Below are 21,057 nucleotides of genomic sequence, written 5' to 3' on the forward strand. Positions count from 1 at the left end.
ATTCCTGGACTTTCGCCGCCGCCGCGTGCACCAGCCGCCCAATTCACCGGTCCCGCCCGACGCAGGCTAATCGCGGCCCGGCGCCGTCAACCACCCCTAGCCTCAAGGATTCCCCCTTAACCAGCACGCCGCCGGGAAGGATAGGGGTTGACCCCTCATCACCGTCCGCCGGAGCCTGGGGAAAAATTTCCTCGCGATGATTGGCCGGGTCATGGTGGAGCGGCAAAGGACCAGGGTTCTCTTCGACCTCAACGATCCGCAGCTCCATAGGAACAGATACGCCTACTATCGGCGGCTGCGCGAGACGGAACCCATTCACCATTCGCCGTACGGATTCTGGACGCTCAGCCGGTACGACGACGTGGACGCGTTCCTGCGCTCCCCGCAGGCGTCCTCCAGCGTCACCACGGATCCGGCGTTCGCGGAGCAGCGCGGCGGTCCCGACAGCCCGGCGATGCGCAGCCTGAGCCGCTGGATGCTGGTGAAGCACGGCGAGGAGCACCGCAAGCTGCGCCGCATCATCGCCCGGGCGGTGACGCCGCGCGCCGTGCAGCGCCTGGAGCCGGAGATCCTGCGCATCGTCAACCGGCTGATCGACGACATGGGCGAGGGCGAGGTCGACCTGATCGAGCAGCTCGCCGCCCCCGTCCCGGTCGCGGTGATCTGCGGTCTGCTGGGCATTCCGATCGAGGACGCGGACAAGTGCCTCAAGTGGACGAACGCGATCGCCAACATCATCGACCCGCTGATCACCCCGCGGATGCGGGACGCGATGAACCAGGCCGAGCCGGAGTTCAGCGCCTACATCCGGCACCAGATGGAGCTGCGCCGGGCCGAGCCCCGGGACGACGTCCTGACCATGCTGATGGCGAAGGACGAGGACGGCGAGGGGCTCAGCGACGAGGACGTGATCGCCCAGGTGCTGCTGCTGTTCAACGCCGGGCACGAGACCACGATCAACGTCATCGGCAACAGCCTGCACGCCCTGCTGACCAACCCCGACCAGCTGGAGCTGCTGCGGGCGAACCCGGGGATGATGGGCGACTGCTTCGAGGAGCTGGCCCGCTACAACTCCACGGTGCAGGTCATCCTGCGGCACCTGACCGACGACCTCGTCGTCTCCGGGCAGCGCATCCCGGCCGGCGACGTCGTCCTGGCGATCCTCGGCGCCGCCCACCGGGACCCGGCGAGGTTCCCCGACCCGGACCGCCTGGACCTGCGCCGCGAGGGCGTGAAGTCGCTCGCCTTCGGCTCCGGGCCGCACTACTGCATCGCCGCGATGCTCGGCCGGACCGAGGTCTGCCTGACCATCACCGAGCTGCTGCGGCGCTACGGGAGGATCGAGCTGGCCTCCACGGAGCTGGAGTGGCACACCCGGTTCAACTTCGTGCTGGGCCTCAAGCGCCTGCCGCTGCGGGTCGCGTACCGCGCCTGAGCCGGCGGCCCGCGGACGGAACCGCCCGGGAGCGTACGAGACGCTCCCGGGCGGTTCCGCGTCCGGTCACCCTTCGGCGGCCCGCGCACCACCGGGCTCGACCAGGGTGTCCAGCCACTCCCGGACGGCCGCGGCGGTCGTGGCGCCGTGCTCCATCATCACCGTGAAGTGATTGCCGGGGACGTCCACCGTACGGTGCGGCCGGTCCCAGGTGGCGCGCCAGTCGTCCTCCCGGGTCCACTCGCCGATCGGGTCGGAGGCCCGGACCACCAGGGTGGCGGCGGCGACCTCCTCGGCCCGGAAGCCGAGGTACATCCGGCCGTACCAGGCCTGGGCGGTGAGCCGGGTGTCGGTCATCGGCACGGCCAGCTCCTCACGCCCGAAGGTGCCCTCGGTCAGCTCCGACAGCCACTCCTGGTGCATCGGACGGTCCATCGGATAGGTGTCCACCAGGACCACGCCGGCCACCGGCACGCCCATCGCCTCCAGCCGGCGGGTCAGCGCGTGGGCGAGCAGCCCACCGCCGGAGTGCCCGAGGAGCACGAACGGAGCGTCCCCGGCGACCTCGACCAGTGTCCTGGCCTGCCAGTCCAGCGAGGCCTCCAGGCCGGCCGGCAGCTGCTCCCCGTCCCGGTAGCCGGGCAGCGGCAGCGCGATCACGTCGTGGCTGCCGTTGAAGGAGGCGGCGAAGCGGGCGAACTCGTGCACGCCGCCCAGCGCCGACATGCCGGTGTGGCAGACCACCCGCGGCCGCTTCGGCCCGCGCGCCAGGAAGACCGGCGCGGGCCGCTCGGTGACCTCCTCGGGCGAGTCGAACATCGGCCGGTAGGAGGCCGCGTCGGACAGGAACTCCATGTACTTGTGGAGCTTGTTCTGCCGCATCGACTCGGCGTACAGGGTGCGCAGGATCCCGGTCTGCTCGCGCGGCTCGGCGGCGGCGGCGGACCCGCCGAGGGCCGCCAGGACCCGCCGGGCCAGCTCGGCCGCGGTCCCGCTGTCGAACACCACGGTGCTCTCCAGCGGCACCCCGACGGCCGTCCGGAGCCGGTCGCGCAGCTCGATCGCACTGAGCGAGTTGACGCCCAGTTCCAGGAACGGCCGCTCCGGTGCGACCGCCTCGGCGCCGTCGTGCCCGAGCACGCCGGCGGCGTGGGCGCGGACCAGGTCGAGCATGGCCCGGTGCCGCTCCTCGTCCGGCAGCCCGGCGAGCCGCTCGCGCAGCGCCGCCGCGTCCGCCGGCACCGGCTCGTCGGCCGCGCCGGCGGTGCGCCGTGCGGCCGGGACCCCGTCCAGAAGCCGGCGCGGCCGGCTGAGCGTGTACGAGGCGGCGAAGCGCTCCCAGTCGACGTCCGCGACGGTGAGGCAGGCCTCCCGGGGCAGGCGGGCGAGCAGGTCGAGCGCAGCGTCCGGGTCCAGCGCCCGCAGCCCGGTGCGGGCCAGCAGGCCGGCGGCGTCGGCGGTCAGCCCGTCGGCGGCGGCCCACGGCCCCCAGGCGATCGAGGTGGCCGCCAGGCCGGCGGCCCGGCGGGCCTCGGCCAGCGCGTCCAGGTAGGCGTTGGCCGCCGCCCTGGCGGGCTGGGCGGCACCCCAGACCCCGGCCACCGAGGAGAACAGCACGAAGGCGCTCAGGTCCAGACCCGAGGTCAGCTCGTGCAGGTGGCGGGCGCCGTCCACGGTGGGCCGCAGCACCTCGGCGATCCGCTCCGGGGTGAGCGCGTCGGCCGTGGTGTCGTCGCCGACCCCGGCCGCGTGCACCACCGCGGTGAGCGGGTGCTCGGCGGGGACCGCGGCGAGCAGCCCGGCGAGCGCCGCCCGGTCGGCGACGTCGCAGGCCGCCACCGTCGCCTCGGTTCCGGCCGCCCGCAGCTCGGCGAGCAGGTCGGCGACGCCGGGCGCCCGCTCACCGCGCCGGCCGACCAGCAGCAGGCGCGGCACGCCCAGGTCGGCCAGCCGGCGGGCGACCCGCCGGCCGAGCGCCCCGGTGCCGCCGGTGATCAGGACGGTGCCGGTGTCCGGCCACCGCACCTGCCCGGCCGCCGCCCCGGCCGGGGCCGGTACCAGCCGGCGGACGAAGACCCGCCCGTCGCGGATCGCGGCCTCCTGCTCCGCTCCGGTGAGCGTCTGCGCGAGGCGGTCCCAGGCGGCGGCGTCCCGGCGCACCGGGAGGTCGACGATTCCGCCCCAGCAGTCCGGACCGGCCAGGTCGAGGCCGCGGCTGAGGCCCCAGACGGTGGCCTGGCCCGGGTCGGCCGGCGGGTCCGCCGGGCCGGTCGACACCGCACCGGCGGTGACCGCCCACAGCGGGGCGGTCAGACCGGTGTCGTCCAGGGCCTGGGCGAGCGTCGCCAGCTCGGCGACCCGGTCGCCGGGCACCGCGAGCACGCCCGCGAGCGCACCGGCCCCGTCGAGCACGGTCCGCAGCCGCGCGGCCAGCGCCGCGCGGTCCGTCCCGTGGGTTCCGTGGGTTCCGTGGGTTCCGTGGGTTCCGTGGGTTCCGTCGCCCGCGTCGCCGTCGACGGCGAGCCGCAGCGTCCGGGCCCCGGCGGCGACCAGGCTGCTCTGCGCCTCGGCCGCCAGCTCCTCGCCCTCCGGGGCGACGACCAGCCAGGTCCCGTCCAGCACGGCCCGGCCGGACGGCGCGGCGGCCGGCTGCCACAGCACCCGGTGGCGCCAGGCGTCGGTGCGGGCGTCCTGGCGACGGCGGCGACGCCAGGAGGACAGCGCGGTCAGCGCCGTCCCGACGGCCTCCGGTCGGGCGTCCAGGGTCTCGGCCAGCTCGCCGAGGTCCTCGCGCTCGACCGCCTCCCAGAACCGCTCCTCCGCCGGGTCGACGGGCTGCGCCGCCGCCGTCGGCTCCGGCCAGTAGCGGTCCCGCTGGAAGGCGTAGGTCGGCAGGTCCACCCGCCGGCCACCGGGCAGCACGGCCGCCCAGTCCACCGGCACGCCGGCCGCCCAGAGCCGCCCGACGGCGGACGGCACGTGGTCCCGTCCCTCGCGCAGCAGCGGCACGCCGACGGCGTCCGGGACGATCCGGGCCACCAGCGCGGACAGCACGCCGTCGGGGCCCAGTTCGGCGAACCGGGTCAGGCCCTGGCGGTGCAGGGTCTCGACGCCGTCGGCGAAGCGGACGGCCTCGCGGACCTGGCGCACCCAGTAGTCGGGGGTGGTGAGCAGGCCGGGCCCGGCGATCCCGCCGGTCAGGGCGGAGACCACCGGGATGCCCGGCTCGCTGAAGGCCAGGCCCTTCAGGACGGCCGCGAAGTCGTCCAGCATCGGCTCCATCAGGGCCGAGTGGAAGGCGTGCGAGACGGCCAGCCGGCGCGTCCTCACCCCGGCCGCCGACCAGCCCGCGGCGAACCCCTCGACCACCTCGACGGGGCCGGAGACCACCACGGCGGCCGGGCCGTTGACGGCGGCGACGTCCAGGCGGCCGCCGATCGCCTCGCGGACCTCGGCCTCGGTGGCCTGGACCGCCAGCATCGCCCCGCCCTCGGGCAGTGCCTCCATCAGCCGGCCGCGCGCGGCCACCAGGGCGCAGGCGTCCGGCAGCGGGAACACCCCGGCGCAGTGCGCCGCGGCGATCTCTCCGATCGAGTGGCCGAGCATCAACTCCGGTACCACGCCCCAGGATTCGAGCAGCCGGAACAGCGCCACCTCGACCGCGAACAGCCCGGCCTGCGCCCACACCGTACGGTCCAGGTCCTCGGTGCCCTCGAACACCACGTCCTTCACCGAGCGGTCCAGCAGCAGGTCGAACTCCGCGCAGACCGCGTCGAAGGCCTCCGCGAACACCGGGTGGCGGGCGTGGAGGTCACGTCCCATCCCGGCCCGCTGCGCACCTTGGCCGGTGAACAGGAACGCCACCCGGCCGTCGCCCGCGAGCTCGGAGACCACCGCCGCGCTCGGCGCGCCGTCGACGACGGCGGCCAGCCCGCGCAGCAGTTCCTCGCGGTCGGAGCCGACGACGACCGCCCGGTGCTCCAGCGCGGCGCGGGAGGTGGCCAGGGCGCGGCCGACATCCCTGAGGTCCGCCGTCCCGTGCTCCCGCACGTGCTCGCGCAGCCGTTCGGCCTGGCCGCGCAGCCCGTCGGCGGTGCGGGCGGACAGCGCCCACGGGACGGGGCCGGAGCCGGCCCCCGCCACCGGCGCGGGCGCGGGCCCGGGCTCGGGGCGCTCGATGATCACATGGGCGTTGGTGCCGCTGATCCCGAAGGAGGACACACCCGCGCGGCGCGGCCGGTCCAGCTCGGGCCAGGAGCGCGCCTCGGTGAGCAGTTCCACCGCGCCCGCCGACCAGTCCACCTCGGCGGTGGGCTCGTCCACGTGCAGGGTCGCCGGGAGTACCCCGTGGCGCATCGCCTGCACCATCTTGATCACGCCCGCGACGCCCGCCGCGGCCTGGGTGTGGCCGATGTTGGACTTCACCGAGCCGAGCCAGAGCGGCTCGCCGTCGCGGTCCCGACCGTAGGTCGCGAGCAGCGCCTGGGCCTCGATCGGGTCGCCCAGCACGGTGCCCGTGCCGTGCGCCTCGACGGCGTCGACGTCGGCGGCCGTCAGTCCGGCGTTGGCGAGTGCCTGGCGGATCACCCGCTGCTGGGCGGGGCCGTTCGGGGCGGTGAGGCCGTTGGAGGCGCCGTCCTGGTTGACCGCGCTGCCCCGGACCACCGCGAGCACCTCGTGCCCGTTGCGGCGCGCGTCCGAGAGCCGCTCCAGCACCAGAAGACCCACGCCTTCGCCCCAGCCCGTACCGTCCGCGCCGGCCGCGAAGGCCTTGCAGCGGCCGTCGGCGGCCAGGCCGCCCTGGCGGTCGAACTCGCCGAACACCCCGGGGGTGGCCAGCACGGTGACACCACCGGCCAGCGCGAGCCCGCAGTCGCCCTCGCGCAGCGCCTGCGCCGCCCAGTGCAGGGCCACCAGCGAGGAGGAGCAGGCCGTGTCCACGGTGACGGCCGGACCCTCCAGACCGAAGGCGTACGCCACCCGGCCGGAGATCACACTGTTCGCCGTCCCGGCCAGCACATGGCCCTGGACCTCCTCCAGGCCACCGGCGGCACCGTAGCCGGAGTTGGAGGCACCGACGAAGACGCCGATCTGCTCGCCGCGCACCGAACGCGGGTCGATCCCGGCGTCCTCGAAGGCCTCCCAGGACGCCTCCAGCAGGATCCGCTGCTGCGGGTCCATCGCCAGCGCCTCGCGCGGCGAGATCGCGAACAGCCCCGCGTCGAACTCCGTCACGCTCTCCACGAAGCCACCGCGCGCCGCCGCGGCGCCGACCGCTTCGAGCGGCCAGCCGCGGTCGGTCGGGAAGCCGGTGACCCCGTCCGCCCCGGCGGCCACCAGCTCCCACAGCCCGGCCGCCGAACGCACCCCGCCCGGATAGCGGGCGCTCATGCCCACGATCACGACCGGGTCCTCAGCGGCGGACACCACCGCGCGCGGCAGCTCCGCGGCCACCGCCGCCTCGGGCACCGACTCCAGCAGTTCCCCGGCCAGATGCCGCGCCAGCAGCACCGGCGTCGGATAGTCGAACACCAGCGTGGCCGACAGCGAGAGCCCGGTCTCCTTCACCAGCAGGTTCCGCAGGGCCACCGCCGTCAGCGAGTCGAAGCCGAGGTCGCGGAACGCCTGACCGGCGTCCACGGCCTCCATCGAAACGTGCCCGAGGACGGCGGCCGCACCGGTCCGGACCAGGTCCACCAGCATCCGCTCCCGGCGCCCGGCCGCGGCCGCCGCCAGCCGCTCCCGGAACTCCGAGGACCGCTCCACGCTCTCGACCACCAGCGCCTGCGCGCCGACGGCCTCCGGCAGCTCCGCCAGCAGCCGGCTGGTGCGCACGGCCGTGAAGGCCGGCGCGAACAGCTGCCAGTCCACGTCCGCGACCGTCACACAGCCCTCGTCCGCGTCCACCGCCCGTGCCAGGGCCGACACCGCCAACTCCGGGTCCATCACGGCCAGGCCACGACGGCGCAGCTGCTCGGCGGCATCGCCCTGGGCGGCCATGCCCTCACCGGCCCACGGGCCCCAGGCCACCGACGTGCCCCGCAGACCCCGCGCCCGGCGCCGCTGCACCAGCGCGTCCAGGTGGGCGTTGGCCGCCGCGTAGGCGCCCTGACCACCACTGCCCCAGGTCGCCGCGATCGAGGAGAAGACCACGAACAGATCGAGCTCCGGACCGGCCGTCAGCTCGTCCAGCAGATCGGCGCCGCCGACCTTGCCGGCGAAGACCGGCTCGAACCGCTCGACCGTCTCGCCGTCCAGCACGCCGTCGTCCACCACGCCCGCGGTGTGCACCACGCCCGTGAGCGGCAGCTCGGCGGGCACCGCGGCCAGGACGGCGGCGACCGCGTCGCGGTCCGCCACGTCACAGGCGGCGACCGTCACCCGGGCACCCAGACCGGTCAGTTCGGCCACCAGCTCGGCGGCGCCCGGCGTCCGATCGCCACGACGGCCGGTCAGCACCAGGTGCGGCACCCCGCGCCCGGCCAGCCAACGCGCCACCTCCGCGCCCAGCGCACCCAGACCACCGGTCACCAGCACCGTCCCGGACGGGGTCCAAACGCCGCCGCGGCCGCTCCGCTGCGCGGCCCGCACCACCCGGCGCCCGTAGACGCCCGAGGAGCGCACGGCGACCTGGTCCTCGGCACCGCCGAGCACCGCCACCAGCCGGTGGCCGGCCCGCTCGTCCAGCACCGGCGGAAGGTCGACCAACCCGCCCCACAAGACCGGCAGTTCCAGTGCGGCCGCCCGGCCCAGACCCCAGATCTGCGCCTGCGCCGGGCTCACCGACCGGTCCGCCCGGCCCACCGACACCGCACCGACGGTCGCCGACCACAGCTTCGCCCTGACGCCCGCGTCGCCCAGCGCCTGGACCAGCGTCAGCGTCCCGGCCACGCCGGAGGACACCCACGAGCCCGGGCCCTGCGGCTGTTCGGCCACGGCGAGCAGGGAGAGCACGTTCACCGGCTCGCCCTCGGCGGCCGACTCGCGGACACGGTCGGCCAGCTCCTTCCGGCCGAGGCCCTCCCCGGCCACCGGCAGAACGTCCGCGCCGGCGGCCCGCAGTGCCGCTTCGACGGCCTCCACGGGTGCCCCCTCGGCCGTCACCAGCAGCCAGCGCCCCGACAGGGGGGTCTCCGTGAGGCCGGTCAGCGGCTTCCAGACCACCTCGTAGCGCCAGGAGTCCACCACCGAGTCGACCTGGCGGCGCTGCCGCCACGAGGACAGCACCGGCAGGACGGACTCCAGCTCCTCGGGTGCCCGGCCGATCTCCAGCGCCTCGGCCAGCCCGGCCAGGTCCTGGTTCTCGACCGCCCGCCAGAACCGGGCCTCGGCCGGGTCGGCCACGAGGCTCCCCAGGTCGATGGACCGGGGCCAGTAGCGCTCGCGCTGGAAGGCGTACGTCGGCAGGGCGACGCGCCGGCCGGCGGGCAGCACCGCGGACCAGTCGATCGCGGCTCCCGCCGTCCAGAGCGCGGCCAGGGCGGCCGGAGCGCTCTCGTGCTCGTCCCGGTCCTTGCGCAACAGCGGCGCGCCCACGGCGTCGGGCACCAACGGGGCGGCGAGAGCGGTCAGTACGCCGTCCGGGCCGACCTCCAGGAAGCGGGTCACGCCCTGGCCGTGCAGGGCCTCGACGCCATCGGCGAAGCGGACGGCCTCGCGGACCTGGCGCACCCAGTACTCCGGCGTGGTCAGCAGACCCGGCTCGGCGGGCGAGCCGGTCAGCGTCGACACGATCGGTACCTTCGGCTCGGCGAAGGTCAACTCCGCCAGCACGGAGGCGAATTCGGCGAGCATCGGCTCCATCAGGGCCGAGTGGAAGGCGTGCGAGACCGTCAGCCGGCTGGTCTTGCGACCCTCGGCCGACCAGCGCGCCGCGAACTCCTCGACAACCTCCGCCGGCCCCGAAACCACCACCGAGGCAGGCCCGTTGACGGCGGCGACGTCCAGGCGGTCGCCGATCGCCTCGCGGACCTCGGCCTCGCCGGCCTGCACCGCCAGCATCGCCCCGCCGCTCGGCAGCGCGTCCATCAGCCGGCCGCGCGCCGCCACCAGGGCGCACGCGTCCGCCAGCGAGAGAACGCCCGCCACATGGGCCGCCGCCACCTCACCGATCGAGTGCCCGAGCAGCACGTCCGGGACCACACCCCAGGACTCCAGCAGCCGGAACAGCGCCACCTCGACCGCGAACAGCCCGGCCTGCGCCCAGACCGTACGGTCCAGATCCTCCGCACCCGCGAAGACGACGTCCTTCACCGGACGGTCCAGCAGCAGGTCGAACTCCGCACAGACCGCGTCGAAGGCCTCGGCGAACACCGGGAACACCTCGTACAACCCGGCACCCATGCCGACCCGCTGCGCACCCTGACCGGTGAACAGGAACGCCGTCCGGCCCTCGGCCGTGACGCCCGAGACCACCCGCGCCGACGGCTCGCCCGCCGCCAGCGCCGCCAGACCCTCCAGCAGCGCCGCCCGGCCGTCGCCGAGCACCACCGCGCGGTGGGCCAGCCCGGCCCGCCCGGTCGCCAGCGACCACGCCACGTCCTGCGGACGGGCGTCGGTGTCCAACGCCCCGGCCAGCCGCGCCGCCTGGGCCTTCAACGCCCCGGCGCTCTGCGCCGACACCACCCACGGCGTCGGCCCGGCGGCCTCCTCGACCGGCGCCGTCTCCTCGACGGGGGGCGCCTGCTCCAGCAGGACGTGGGCGTTGGTTCCGCTGATCCCGAAGGCGGACACGCCCGCCCGGCGCGGGCGTTCGCCCGGCGACCACGGCCGGGCCTCGGTGAGCAGTTCCACCGCGCCCGCCGACCAGTCCACCTGCGGCGTCGGCTCGTCCACGTGCAGGGTGGCCGGCAGCACGCCGTGCCGCAGCGCCTGCACCATCTTGATCACACCCGCGACACCGGCCGCCGCCTGGGTGTGCCCCAGGTTGGACTTCACCGAGCCCAGCCAGAGCGGCTCACCGGCCCGGTCCCGGCCGTACGTCGCCAGCAGCGCCTGCGCCTCGATCGGGTCACCCAGCCGGGTGCCGGTGCCGTGCGCCTCCACCGCGTCCACGTCCGATACCGCCAGTCCCGCGTTGGCGAGGGCCTGACGGATCACCCGCTCCTGCGAGGGCCCGTTCGGCGCGGTCAGACCGTTGGACGCACCGTCCTGGTTGACCGCGCTCCCCCGGACCACCGCCAGCACCCGGTGCCCGAGCCGCTGCGCGTCCGACAGCCGCTCCAGCACCAGCACGCCGACGCCCTCGCCCCAGCCCGTACCGTCCGCACCGGCCGCGAAGGCCTTGCAGCGGCCGTCCGCCGCCAGCCCGCCCTGCCGGTTGAACTCGCCGAACGCGCCGGCGTTCACCATCACGGCGACGCCGCCGGCCAGCGCCATGCCGCACTCGCCCACCCGCAGCGCCTGCACCGCGAGGTGCAGTGCCACCAGCGAGGAGGAGCAGGCCGTGTCCACCGTGACCGCCGGACCCTCCAGGCCGAACACGTACGAGACGCGGCCCGAGATCACGCTGTTGGCGGTGCCGGACAGCACGTGCCCCTCGACCCCGTCGAGCAGCTGGCCGTGGCCGTAGCCCGAGGACGAGGCACCCGCGAAGACGCCCGTCCGGCTGCCGCGCACCTCGTGCGGATCGATGCCGGCGTCCTCGAAGGCCTCCCAGGACGCCTCCAGCAGCAGCCGCTGCTGCGGGTCCATCGCCAGCGCCTCGCGCGGCGAGATCCCGAACAGCCCGGCGTCGAACTCGGTGGCGTCGTCCACGAAGCCGCCGACGGCGCTGTCCACGCCCGGCACCCGGTCCGGCCAGCCGCGGTCGACGGGGAAGGAGGACAGCGCGTCGGCGCCGTCGGCCACCAGGGTCCACAGGTCCTCGGGCGAGCGGACGCCGCCGGGGAAACGGCAGCCGATGCCGACGATCGCGATCGGCTCGTCCAGGCCGGCCGGGACCGCCGCCGGCTCGGCGCCGGCCGGGCCCGCCTCGGCACCGAGGTCCAACTCCCTTTCCAGGTAGGCCACCAGGGCGGTCGGCGTCGGGTGGTCGAACACCATGGTCGCGGGCAGCCGCAGGCCGGTCTCCCGGTTCAGCCGGTTGCGCAGCTCGACCGCCGTGAGCGATTCGAAGCCCAGGTCCTTGAAGGTCCGCGCGGCCTCGACGGCCCGGACGTCCGGGTGCTTGAGCACGGCGGCGACCTCGGTGCGGACCAGGTCCAGCAGGATCTGTCGCCGCTGCGCCTCGGGCAGCGGGGCGAGCCGGCGGCCGAGGTCCGGGCGCCGGTCCTCGCCGGCCGGCTCCTCGTCCGCCGTCCGCGCCTCGGGGAGGTCGGCCAGCAGCGGGCTGACCCTGGTGGCGGTGAAGGTGTCGACGAAGCGGGGCCAGTCGATGTCGGCGACGGTCAGGCAGTCCTCGCCCGCGTCGACGGCCCCGGCCAGCGCCTCGATCGCCAGGTCCGGGTCCATCGGCACCATGCCGCGCTCGCGCAGGTGGTCGCGGACGGCGTCGGTCGACACCATGCCCACCTCGCCCCAGGCGCCCCAGGAGAGCGAGGTGCCGGGCAGGCCTTCGGCCCGGCGCCGGAGGACCAGCGCGTCCAGGTAGGCGTTCGCGGCCGCGTAGGCCGCCTGGCCGCCGCTGCCCCAGATCCCGGCGCCCGAACCGAAGGTGACGAACATCCGCAGGTCCAGGCCCCGGGTCAGCTCGTCCAGGTGCAGCGCGCCGGCGACCTTGCCGCCGAGCACCTCGGCCAGCTCCGCCGGGCCGGTGCGGTCCAGCATCATGGCCTGGCCGACGCCGGCCGCGTGCACCACGCCGACCAGCGGGAACTCCGCCGGGATCCGCGCCAGTACGCCGGCCAGCGACTCCCGGTCGGTCAGGTCGCAGGCGGCCACGGTCACCCGGGTGCCCAGCGCGGTCAGCTCCGCGACCAGGTCCGCCACGCCCGGCGCCGCCGTACCGCGCCGGCCGAGCAGGGTCAGGTGCGGCACGCCGCGGCCGGCCAGCCAGCGGGCGACGACCGCGCCGAGCGCGCCCGTACCGCCGGTGACCAGCACCGAGCCGGGCAGTTCGAGCGCCGTCCCGGCCGCGCGCGGGGCGCGGGCCAGGCGGCGGGCGAACACCCCGGATCCGCGCACGGCGAGTTGGTCCTCGTCCCCGGCGGCGCCGCCGAGCAGCGCCACCAGCCGGGCGCCGGCCCGGGCGTCCAGGACGGCCGGAAGGTCGATCAGACCGCCCCAGCGGCGCGGGTACTCCAGCGCGGCGACCCGGCCCAGGCCCCAGGACAGCGCCTGGACGGGGCTGCGCAGCGGGTCCGCGCGGCCGATCGACACCGCGCCGCCGGTGAGCGACCAGAGCGGCGCGTCGAGGTCGGCGTCGCCGAGGGCCTGGAGCAGGGTGACGGTCGCGGCCGGCCCGGCCGGGGCCTGCGGTGCGTCCTCGGCGCTCGCCAGCAGCGAGACCACACCCGTGGCGGAGCCGGCGGCGCTCAGCCGTTCGGCGAGCTCCGTACGGTCGGCGTCGGCGGCGACGGTCAGCTCGACCACCTCGGCCCCGGCCGAGCGCAGCAGGTCGGCGACCTCCCCGCCGTTCCCGCCCGCCGGGAGCGCGAGCAGCCAGCGGCCGCCCAGCCGGGGGTGCGCGGGCAGGTCGGGTACGGGGGTCCAGGCGACCCGGTAGCGCCAGGAGTCGACGGTCGCGCCCCGGCGGCGGCCGCGGTGCCAGCCGGCCAGCGCGGGCAGCACCGCGTCCAGGACCCCGGGCGCCTCGTCCAGCCGCAGGGTGGCGGCCAGTTCCTCGGCGTCGCCGCGCTCGACGGCGTCCCAGAACCCGCTCTCGGCGGGGTCGCCGCCCCCGGCCGCCCGCGCCGGGGCGGGCAGCGGGTCGGGCCAGTAGCGGCGGCGCTGGAAGGCGTACGTGGGCAGCGCGGTGCGCGTGCCTCCGGCGAAGGCCGCCGACCAGTCGACGGCGACCCCGGCGGTCCACAGCTCGGCGGCGCCCGCCAGGAGGCGGTCCGGGCCGCCGTCCTCGCGGCGCAGCGTGCCGGTGACCGTCACCGGGGTGCCGACCTGGTCCGCGGTGTCCTGGATGCCGATGGTGAGCACCGGGTGCGGGCTGCTCTCCACGAACACCGAGCGGCCGTCGGCCAGCAGGGCGCGGGTGGCCTGCTCGAAGCGCACGGTGGAGCGCAGGTTGTCGTACCAGTAGCCGGCGTCCATCCGCGCGGTGTCGATCGGCGCGCCGGTGACGGTCGAGTAGAAGGCGATGCCGCTGGAGCCGGGGGTGATCGGCGCGAGGTCGGCGAGGATGCGCTCGCGCAGCTCCTCGACCTGCGGGGAGTGCGAGGCGTAGTCCACCGGGATGCGACGGGCGCGCACCTCCCGGGCCCCGCAGAGCGCCAGCAGCTCCTCGACGGGGCCGGCCTCGCCGGAGACGACGGTGGAGGCGGGGCCGTTCTCCGCCGCGACGCAGAGGCCCTCGCCCCAGGGGGCGATCAGCTCGGTGGCCCGCTCCCGGCCGACGGGCAGCGAGACCATGCCGCCGCGGCCGGCGAGGGCGGCGAGCGCCCGGCTGCGCAGCGCCACGACCCGGGCGCCGTCCTCCAGTGTCAGGCCGCCGGCGACGCAGGCCGCCGCGATCTCGCCCTGGGAGTGGCCGACGACCGCGGCCGGGCGGACGCCGACCGAGCGCCAGGCCTCGGCCAGCGACACCATGACCGCCCAGAGCACCGGCTGGACGACGTCCACCCGGCTCAGGTCGGGGGCGTCCGGCGCGCCGCCCAGCACCTCGGACAGCGACCAGGGGACGTACGGCGCGAGCGCCGCCCCGCACTGCTCCAGCCGCTGCCGGAACGCCGGTGAGGCGTCCAGGAGTTCACGGGCCATGGCGGCCCACTGGCTGCCCTGGCCGGGGAAGACGAAGACCACCCCGGTGCCGCCGGCGGCCTCGCCGCGCACCAGGTTGGCCGCCGACTCCCCGTCGGCCAGCGCCTGCAGGCCGGCCAGCAGTTCCGCGCGCTCGGCGCCGAGCACCACGGCGCGGCTGGGCAGCGCGGCCCGGGTCAGCAGGGAGCGGGCGACGTCCACCGGCCGCGGGGCGTCGTCCGCGGTCATGGCGTCGCGCAGCCGGACGGCCTGGCCGCGCAGCCCGTCCGCCGTCTTCGCGGCCAGCGGCCACGGCAGCGGGCCGGCGGTGAGCGCGGGCCCGGTGCCCTCGGCGGGCCCGGTGCCCTCGGCGGGGGCGGTGCCCTCGGCGGGCCCGGTGCCCTCGGCGGGGGCGGTGCCCTCGGCGGGTGCGGCGGCGGGCTCGACGGGCTCGGGCTCCGGGGCCTGCTCCAGGATGACGTGGGCGTTGGTGCCGCTCATCCCGAACGAGGAGACCGCCGAGCGGCGGGGCCGGTCGGCGGCCGGCCACGGCCGCGGCTCGGTCAGCAGCCGGACCGTGCCGGGCGACCAGTCGACCTGGGCGGAGGGCCGTTGCGCGTGCAGCGTGGGCGGCAGGGTGCCGTCGCGCATCGCCATGACCATCTTGATCACGCCGGCCACCCCGGCGGCGGACTGGGTGTGGCCGATGTTGGACTTGATCGAGCCGAGCCAGAGCGGGCGTTCGGCGGAGCGGCCGCGCCCGTAGGTGGCCAGCAGCGCCCGGGCCTCGATCGGGTCGCCGAGCCGGGTGCCGGTGCCGTGGCCCTCCACGGCGTCCACGTCCTCGACGCTCAGCCGGGCGTTGGCCAGTGCCCGTCGGATCACCCGTTCCTGTGCCGGGCCGTTCGGGGCGGTGAGGCCGTTGGAGGCGCCGTCCTGGTTGATCGCGCTGCCGCGGACCACCGCGAGCACCTGGTGGCCGCGGCGCCGCGCGTCGCTGAGCCGTTCGACCAGCAGCAGGCCGATGCCCTCGGACCAGCCCGCGCCGTCGGCCTCGTCGGAGAACGCCTTGCAGCGGCCGTCCGAGGCCAGACCGCCCTGGCGGCCGAACTCGACGATCTGCATCGGGGTGGTCATCACCGTGACGCCGCCGACCAGCGCCAGGTCGCAACCGCCCTCGCGCAGCGACTGGACGGCCAGGTGCAGCGCGACCAGGGAGGAGGAGCAGGCGGTGTCCACGGTGACCGCCGGGCCCTCCAGGCCGAAGGTGTACGACACCCGGCCGGAGGCGATGCTGGAGGCGGTGCCGGTCATCAGGTGGCCGGCCACGTCCTCCGGCAGGTCCATCCCGGGGCCGTAGCTGACCGAGGTGACGCCGACGAAGACACCGGTGCTGGAGCCCCGCAGCGACAGCGGGTCGAGCCCGGCGTCCTCGAAGGCCTTCCAGGAGGTCTCCAGCAGCAGCCGCTGCTGCGGGTCCATCGCCAGCGCCTCGCGCGGCGAGATCCCGAACAGGTCCGCGTCGAACTCCCCGGCGTCCTCGACGAATCCGCCCGCCCAGGACGGCTCGTCGGCCGGCGAGAGGTCCCAGCCGCGGTTCGCGGGCAGCGGACCGATCGGGTCCTGGCCGGTGCTGACCAGCCGCCACAGGTCGTCCGGGGAGCGCACGTCGCCCGGGTAGCGGCAACTCATCCCGACGATGGCGATCGGCTCGCCCGCCGCGGACTCCAGGTCCCGGACCCGCCGGCGGGTGTGTTGCAGCTCGGCGACCACCCGGGTGAGGTAGTCGCGGAGCCGCTGGGCGTCGTCCGCCATCGGCCGCGCATCATCTGCCATCGAAACTGCCGCCTTCCAAGAAAGTCCCCGGCCACCACGCACCCCTGCTCACGAGAGGCCGAGATCCCGGTCGATCACGTCGAAGAGCTCTTCGTTGCTGGCCCTGCTGAGCTGGTCCCGCAGGTCGTCGAAGGCGACCGGGTCGTCGCCGCCCGCGCCCCGGTGGCGGGTGAGCAGCGCCTCCAGCCGCAGGACCACCCGGACCCGGTCCACGTCGTCCTGCGCCCGGGCCAGCAGCGCCTCTTCGAGCAGGTCCAGCTCCGCCGTGGAGGGCAGGGCCGCCGCCGTATCGTCGGGCAGCGCCTCGCCCAGCAGGTGGGCGGCCAGCACCGCGGGCGTCGGGTGGTCGAACACCACGGTGGCGGGCAGCGGCAGGCCGGTGGCCTCGCCGAGCCGGTTGCGCAGTTCGACGGCGGCCAGCGAGTCGAAGCCGAAGTCCCGGAACGGCCGGTCGACGTCGATCGCGGCCGGGCCGTCGTGCCCGAGCACCACGGCCGCGTGGGTGCGGACCAGGTCCAGCAGGACGGGCTCGCGGTCGGCGCCCGGCAGGGCGGCCAGCCGCTCGCGCAGGGCGGCGAGCCGGTTCCGGTCCTCGCCCTCGGTGACGGTGACCGCGGCGAGCGCCCGGACCTCGGGCAGTTCGGCGAAGAACCGGTTGGGCCGCAGCGCGGTGAACGCGGGGACGAACTGCTCCCAGGCGATGTCGGCGACGGTGACCGCTCCGGTGTCCAGGTCCAGTGCCCGCTGCAACGCGTGCATCGCCCGGTCCGGTGCCAGCAGCGAGATGCCGCGCCGGCGCATCGGCTCCTTGATCGCCTGGTCGACCATGCCGCCGCCGTCCCACGGCCCCCAGGCGACGGCCAGCGCGCGCACGCCCTCGGCGTCGCGCCGCTGCGCCAGGGCGTCGAGGTAGGCGTTGGCGGCCGCGTAGCAGGCCTGTTCGCCGACGCCCCAGACGCCCGCGATGGAGGAGAAGTGCACGACCGCGTCCAGTCGGCGCTGGTCGAGCAGTTCGTCCAGGTGCCGGGCGCCCGCGACCTTGCCGGCCGCGGTCCGGTCGAGTTCCGCGAAGGTGGTGTCGGCGAGCGGCGCCGAGGCGCTGACCCCCGAGGCGTGCACGACGGCCCTCAACTTCGGTTCCATCGCGTCGAGTTCGGCGACCAGCCGGGCGGCGTCCGCGCGGTCCGACAGGTCGCAGGCGACCACCGTGACCCGGGCGCCGAGCTCCGTCAGCTCGGCCTCCAGCCCGGCCAGCCCCGGGGCGCCGCGGCCGCCCCGGCTGACCAGCACCAGGTGCTCGGCGCCGCCGGCGGCCAGCCACCGGGCCACCTGCCCGCCGAGCGCGCCGGTGCCGCCGGTCACCAGGACGGTGCCGCGCGGCTGCCACGCGGGCGCCTCCGGGTCGGCCGTCGGGGCGGGCAGCAGCCGGCGGGCGAAGACGCCCTCCGGGCGGACCGCCAGCTGGTCCTCGCCGTCGGCGGCGGTCAGCAGGCCGGCCAGCGCGTCGAAGTCCTCCTCCTCGGCCCCGGCGGGGAGGTCGATCAGACCGCCCCACAGCTGCGGGTGCTCCAGGGCGGCGACCCGGCCCAGGCCCCAGACCGGCGCCTGGCCCGGCTCGGCGGGCGGCTCGTGGTCGCCGGTGGACACCGCGCCCTCGGTCACGCACCACAGCGGGCCGTCGATCCCGGCGTCCAGCAGGGCCTGGACGAGCAGCAGCGTGGTGGCCGTGCCCCCGGGGAGCGCCGGCACCTCGGGGTGCGGCCCGGTCTCCAGCGCCAGCAGGGAGAGCACTCCGGCGGGCCGCCGCCCGTCGCCGACGGCCTGCCGCAGCCGGACGGCCAGGTCGGTCCGGTCGGCGGCGTCCGCCACGACCGGCACCGTCACCACCGAGGCGCCGTGCCGGGTCAGGCCGTCCCGGTGGGCGCGCACCCGCTCGTCGTCGGCCGTCGCGGCGGGCACGACCAGCAGCCAGTCGCCGGTGAGGGCGGGGGCCGGGGCGTCCGGGACGGGCTCCCAGCCGACGTGGTAGCGCCAGCCCGCGACCTCGGCCTCCTCGCGATCGCGCCGGTGCCAGTCGGACAGCAGCGGCAGCGCGGTGCGCAGCGAGGCCCGGACCCCGGGGTCGGTCACGTCGAGCCGGTCGGCGATCGCGTCGGCGTCCTCGCCGGCCAGCGCCGCCCAGAGGCCCGGGTCGACGGGCCCGCCGGCCGGCGCGGCCACCGGGTGGAGCCAGTACTTCTCGTGCTGGAAGGGGTAGACCGGCAGCTCGACCCGGTGGCCGTGGCCGTCGAAGAGCACCTGCCAGTCGACCGCGGTGCCGCGGGTCCACAGGTCGGCCAGCGCGGTGACGAACACCCCGGTGTCGTGCCAGCTGCTGCGCAGCGCCGTCGCGGTGAGCGCCGACTCGGGCAGGCTCTCGCAGGCCATCGCCGTGAGTACGCCGTCGGGGCCGAGTTCCACGAACCGGCCGACCCCCTGGGCCTTGAGGCATTCGACGCCGTCGGCGAAGCGGACGGTCTCGCGGACCTGCCGCGCCCAGTAGTCGGGGGTGCGCAGCAGCTCGTCCTCCACCGCGCCGGTGAGGGTGGAGACGATCGGGATGCGGGGCTCGGCGAAGGAGAGCGTGGCGAGGACGGCCCGGAACTCGTCCAGCATCGGCTCCATCAGGGCCGAGTGGAAGGCGTGCGAGACCGTCAGCCGACTGGTCTTGCGGCCCTCGGCCGTCCAGTGGGCGGCGAGTTCGTCGATGGTGTCCGCCGTGCCCGAGACCACCGCCGAGCCGAGGCTGTTGAGCGCGGCCACGTCCGCGGTGCCGGTGACGGCCGCGAGTGCCGCCGCCACCTCGGACTCGGTGGCCTGCACGGCGAGCATCGCCCCGCCGGCCGGGAGCGCCTGCATCAGCCGGCCGCGCGCGGCGACCAGGGCGCAGGCGTCCGCCAGGGTCAGCACCCCGGCACAGTGCGCCGCCGCCACCTCGCCGATCGAGTGGCCGAGCAGGAAGTCCGGCAGCACGCCGAAGGACTCGAACAGCCGGAAGAGGGCCACCTCCAGCGCGAACAGCCCGGCCTGGGCCCACACCGTCTGGTGGAGGTCCCGGCTCCCGCCGAACACCACGTCCTTGACGGAGTGCTCCAGGCGCGGGTCCAGCTCGGCGCAGACCGCGTCGAAGGCCCGCTGGAACACCGGGAAGGCCTCGTACAGCTCGCGGCCCATCCCGGTCCGCTGGGCGCCCTGGCCGGTGAACAGGAAGGCGCTGCGGCCCTCCCCCGCCACCCCGGTGACGACGGCCTTGTCGGGCAGGTCCCCGGCCAGCGCGGCGAGCGCGTCGGCCAGGCGGTCCCGGTCGGCACCGAGCACGACGGCGCGCCGCTCCAGCGGCGCCCGGGAGAGCAGCGAGCGGCCGACGTCGACCGGGTCGGGCTCGGTGTCGGCGACGAAGGCGTGCAGCCGACCGGCCTGGGCGCGCAGCGCCTCGGTGGTGCGGGCCGCCAGCAGCCAGGGCACCACGCCGGGGGCCGGCTGCCCGGGATCGGCCGGGGCCTCGGCCTCCGGGGCCTGCTCCAGGACGACATGGGCGTTGGTGCCGCTGATGCCGAAGGAGGAGACGCCGGCGCGGCGCGGCCGGTCCAGCTCGGGCCAGGGCTCGGCCTCGGTCAGCAGCCGCACCGCGCCGGCCGACCAGTCGACCTGCGGGGTCGGCTGCTCGGCGTGCAGGCTGCGCGGCATGGTGCCGTGGCGCATCGCCTGCACCATCTTGATCACGCCCGCCACGCCGGCCGCGGCCTGGGTGTGCCCGAGGTTGGACTTCACCGAGCCCAGCCGCAGCGGCCGGTCCTCGGGCCGGTCCTGACCGTAGGTCGCCAGCAGGGCCTGGATCTCGATCGGGTCGCCCAGCCGGGTGCCGGTGCCGTGGCCCTCGACGACGTCCACGTCCAGCGTCGTGAGCCGCGCACTGGCCAGCGCGTCCTCGATGACCCGCTGCTGGGCGGGGCCGTTGGGCGCGGTCAGGCCGCTGGATGCGCCGTCCTGGTTGACCGCGCTGCCCCGGACCACCGCGAGCACCTGGTGGCCGAGCCGCCGGGCGTCCGAGAGCCGCTCCAGCAGCAGCATCCCGACGCCCTCGGCCCAGCCGGTGCCGTCCGCGCCGGCGCCGTAGGACTTGCAGCGGCCGTCCGAGGAGAGCCCGCCCTGCCGGGCGAAACCGGTGAAGGTGTCCGGGGAGGCCATCACGGTGGCGCCGCCCGCGAAGGCCATCGTGGTCTCGCCGGAGCGCAGCGACTGGCAGGCCAGGTGCAGGGCGACCAGCGAGGACGAGCAGGCGGTGTCGATGGTGACCGCCGGGCCCTCCAGGCCGAGGGTGTAGGAGATCCGGCCGGTGGCGACGCTGCTCATGTTGCCGATGCCGAGGTAGGCGTCCACCCCCTCCGGGATGTCGATCATGCGGGCCGCGTAGTCCCGGTACATCAGCCCGGCGAACACCCCGGTGCGGCTGCCGCGCAGCGCGTACGGGTCGACGCCGCCGCGCTCGCACGCCTCCCAGCAGGCCTCCAGCAGCAGCCGGTGCTGCGGGTCCATGGCGGTCGCCTCGCGCGGCGAGATGCCGAACAGTGTCGGGTCGAAGCCGTCCGCGTCGTGCAGGAAGCCGCCGCTGCGGGCGAATCCGGCGTCCTCGCCGACGTCCCAGCCGCGGTCCTCGGGGAAGGCGGAGACGGCGTCCACGCCCTCGGACACCAGCCGCCAGAGCGCGTCCGGGCCGTCCACGCCGCCGGGCAGCCGACAGGCCATGCCGACGATCGCGATCGGCTGGCGGTCGGCCGACTCGGCGGACTGCAGCCGTTGCCGGGCCTGGTGCAGTTCGGCCGTGACGCGCTTGAGGTAGTCGCGCAGTTTCTGCTCGTCCGCCATGTCAGGCCTCACAGGGTGTCGGGTAGGGGTTC

Annotated in this window: 3 protein-coding genes; 1 reads left to right on the top strand and 2 read right to left on the bottom strand. The window is 76.1% G+C overall.

The features are described 5' to 3' along the window. Positions 1–211: 211 nt before the first annotated feature. A complete protein-coding gene (locus tag ACWGJO_RS14090; protein WP_387689955.1) occupies positions 212–1,435 on the top strand; it encodes a cytochrome P450 in 1,224 nt (407 codons plus the stop codon). A 66-nt stretch (positions 1,436–1,501) separates the two neighbouring features. Here the strand turns inward: ACWGJO_RS14090 and ACWGJO_RS14095 are convergent, their stop codons facing one another. After that, positions 1,502–16,120 carry a type I polyketide synthase gene (locus ACWGJO_RS14095; RefSeq protein WP_452183637.1) on the bottom strand — a complete coding sequence of 4,873 codons (14,619 nt, stop codon included), beginning with the start codon at positions 16,118–16,120 and terminating at the stop codon, positions 1,502–1,504. A gap of 48 nt (positions 16,121–16,168) precedes the next feature. Then, positions 16,169–21,037 (bottom strand): type I polyketide synthase, encoded by a 4,869-nt coding sequence (locus tag ACWGJO_RS14100; protein WP_452183638.1) that lies wholly within the window; start codon positions 21,035–21,037, stop codon positions 16,169–16,171. Between the last annotated feature and the right edge of the window lie 20 nt (positions 21,038–21,057).

Source organism: Kitasatospora sp. NPDC054795 (assembly GCF_053611565.1).

What these genes read in the sequence shown, in the direction of transcription:
- ACWGJO_RS14095 (WP_452183637.1), bottom strand. Translation starts at nt 16,120, where the DNA reads ATGGCAGATGATGCGCGGCCGATGGCGGACGACGCCCAGCGGCTCCGC.
- ACWGJO_RS14090 (WP_387689955.1), top strand. Translation starts at nt 212, where the DNA reads ATGGTGGAGCGGCAAAGGACCAGGGTTCTCTTCGACCTCAACGATCCG.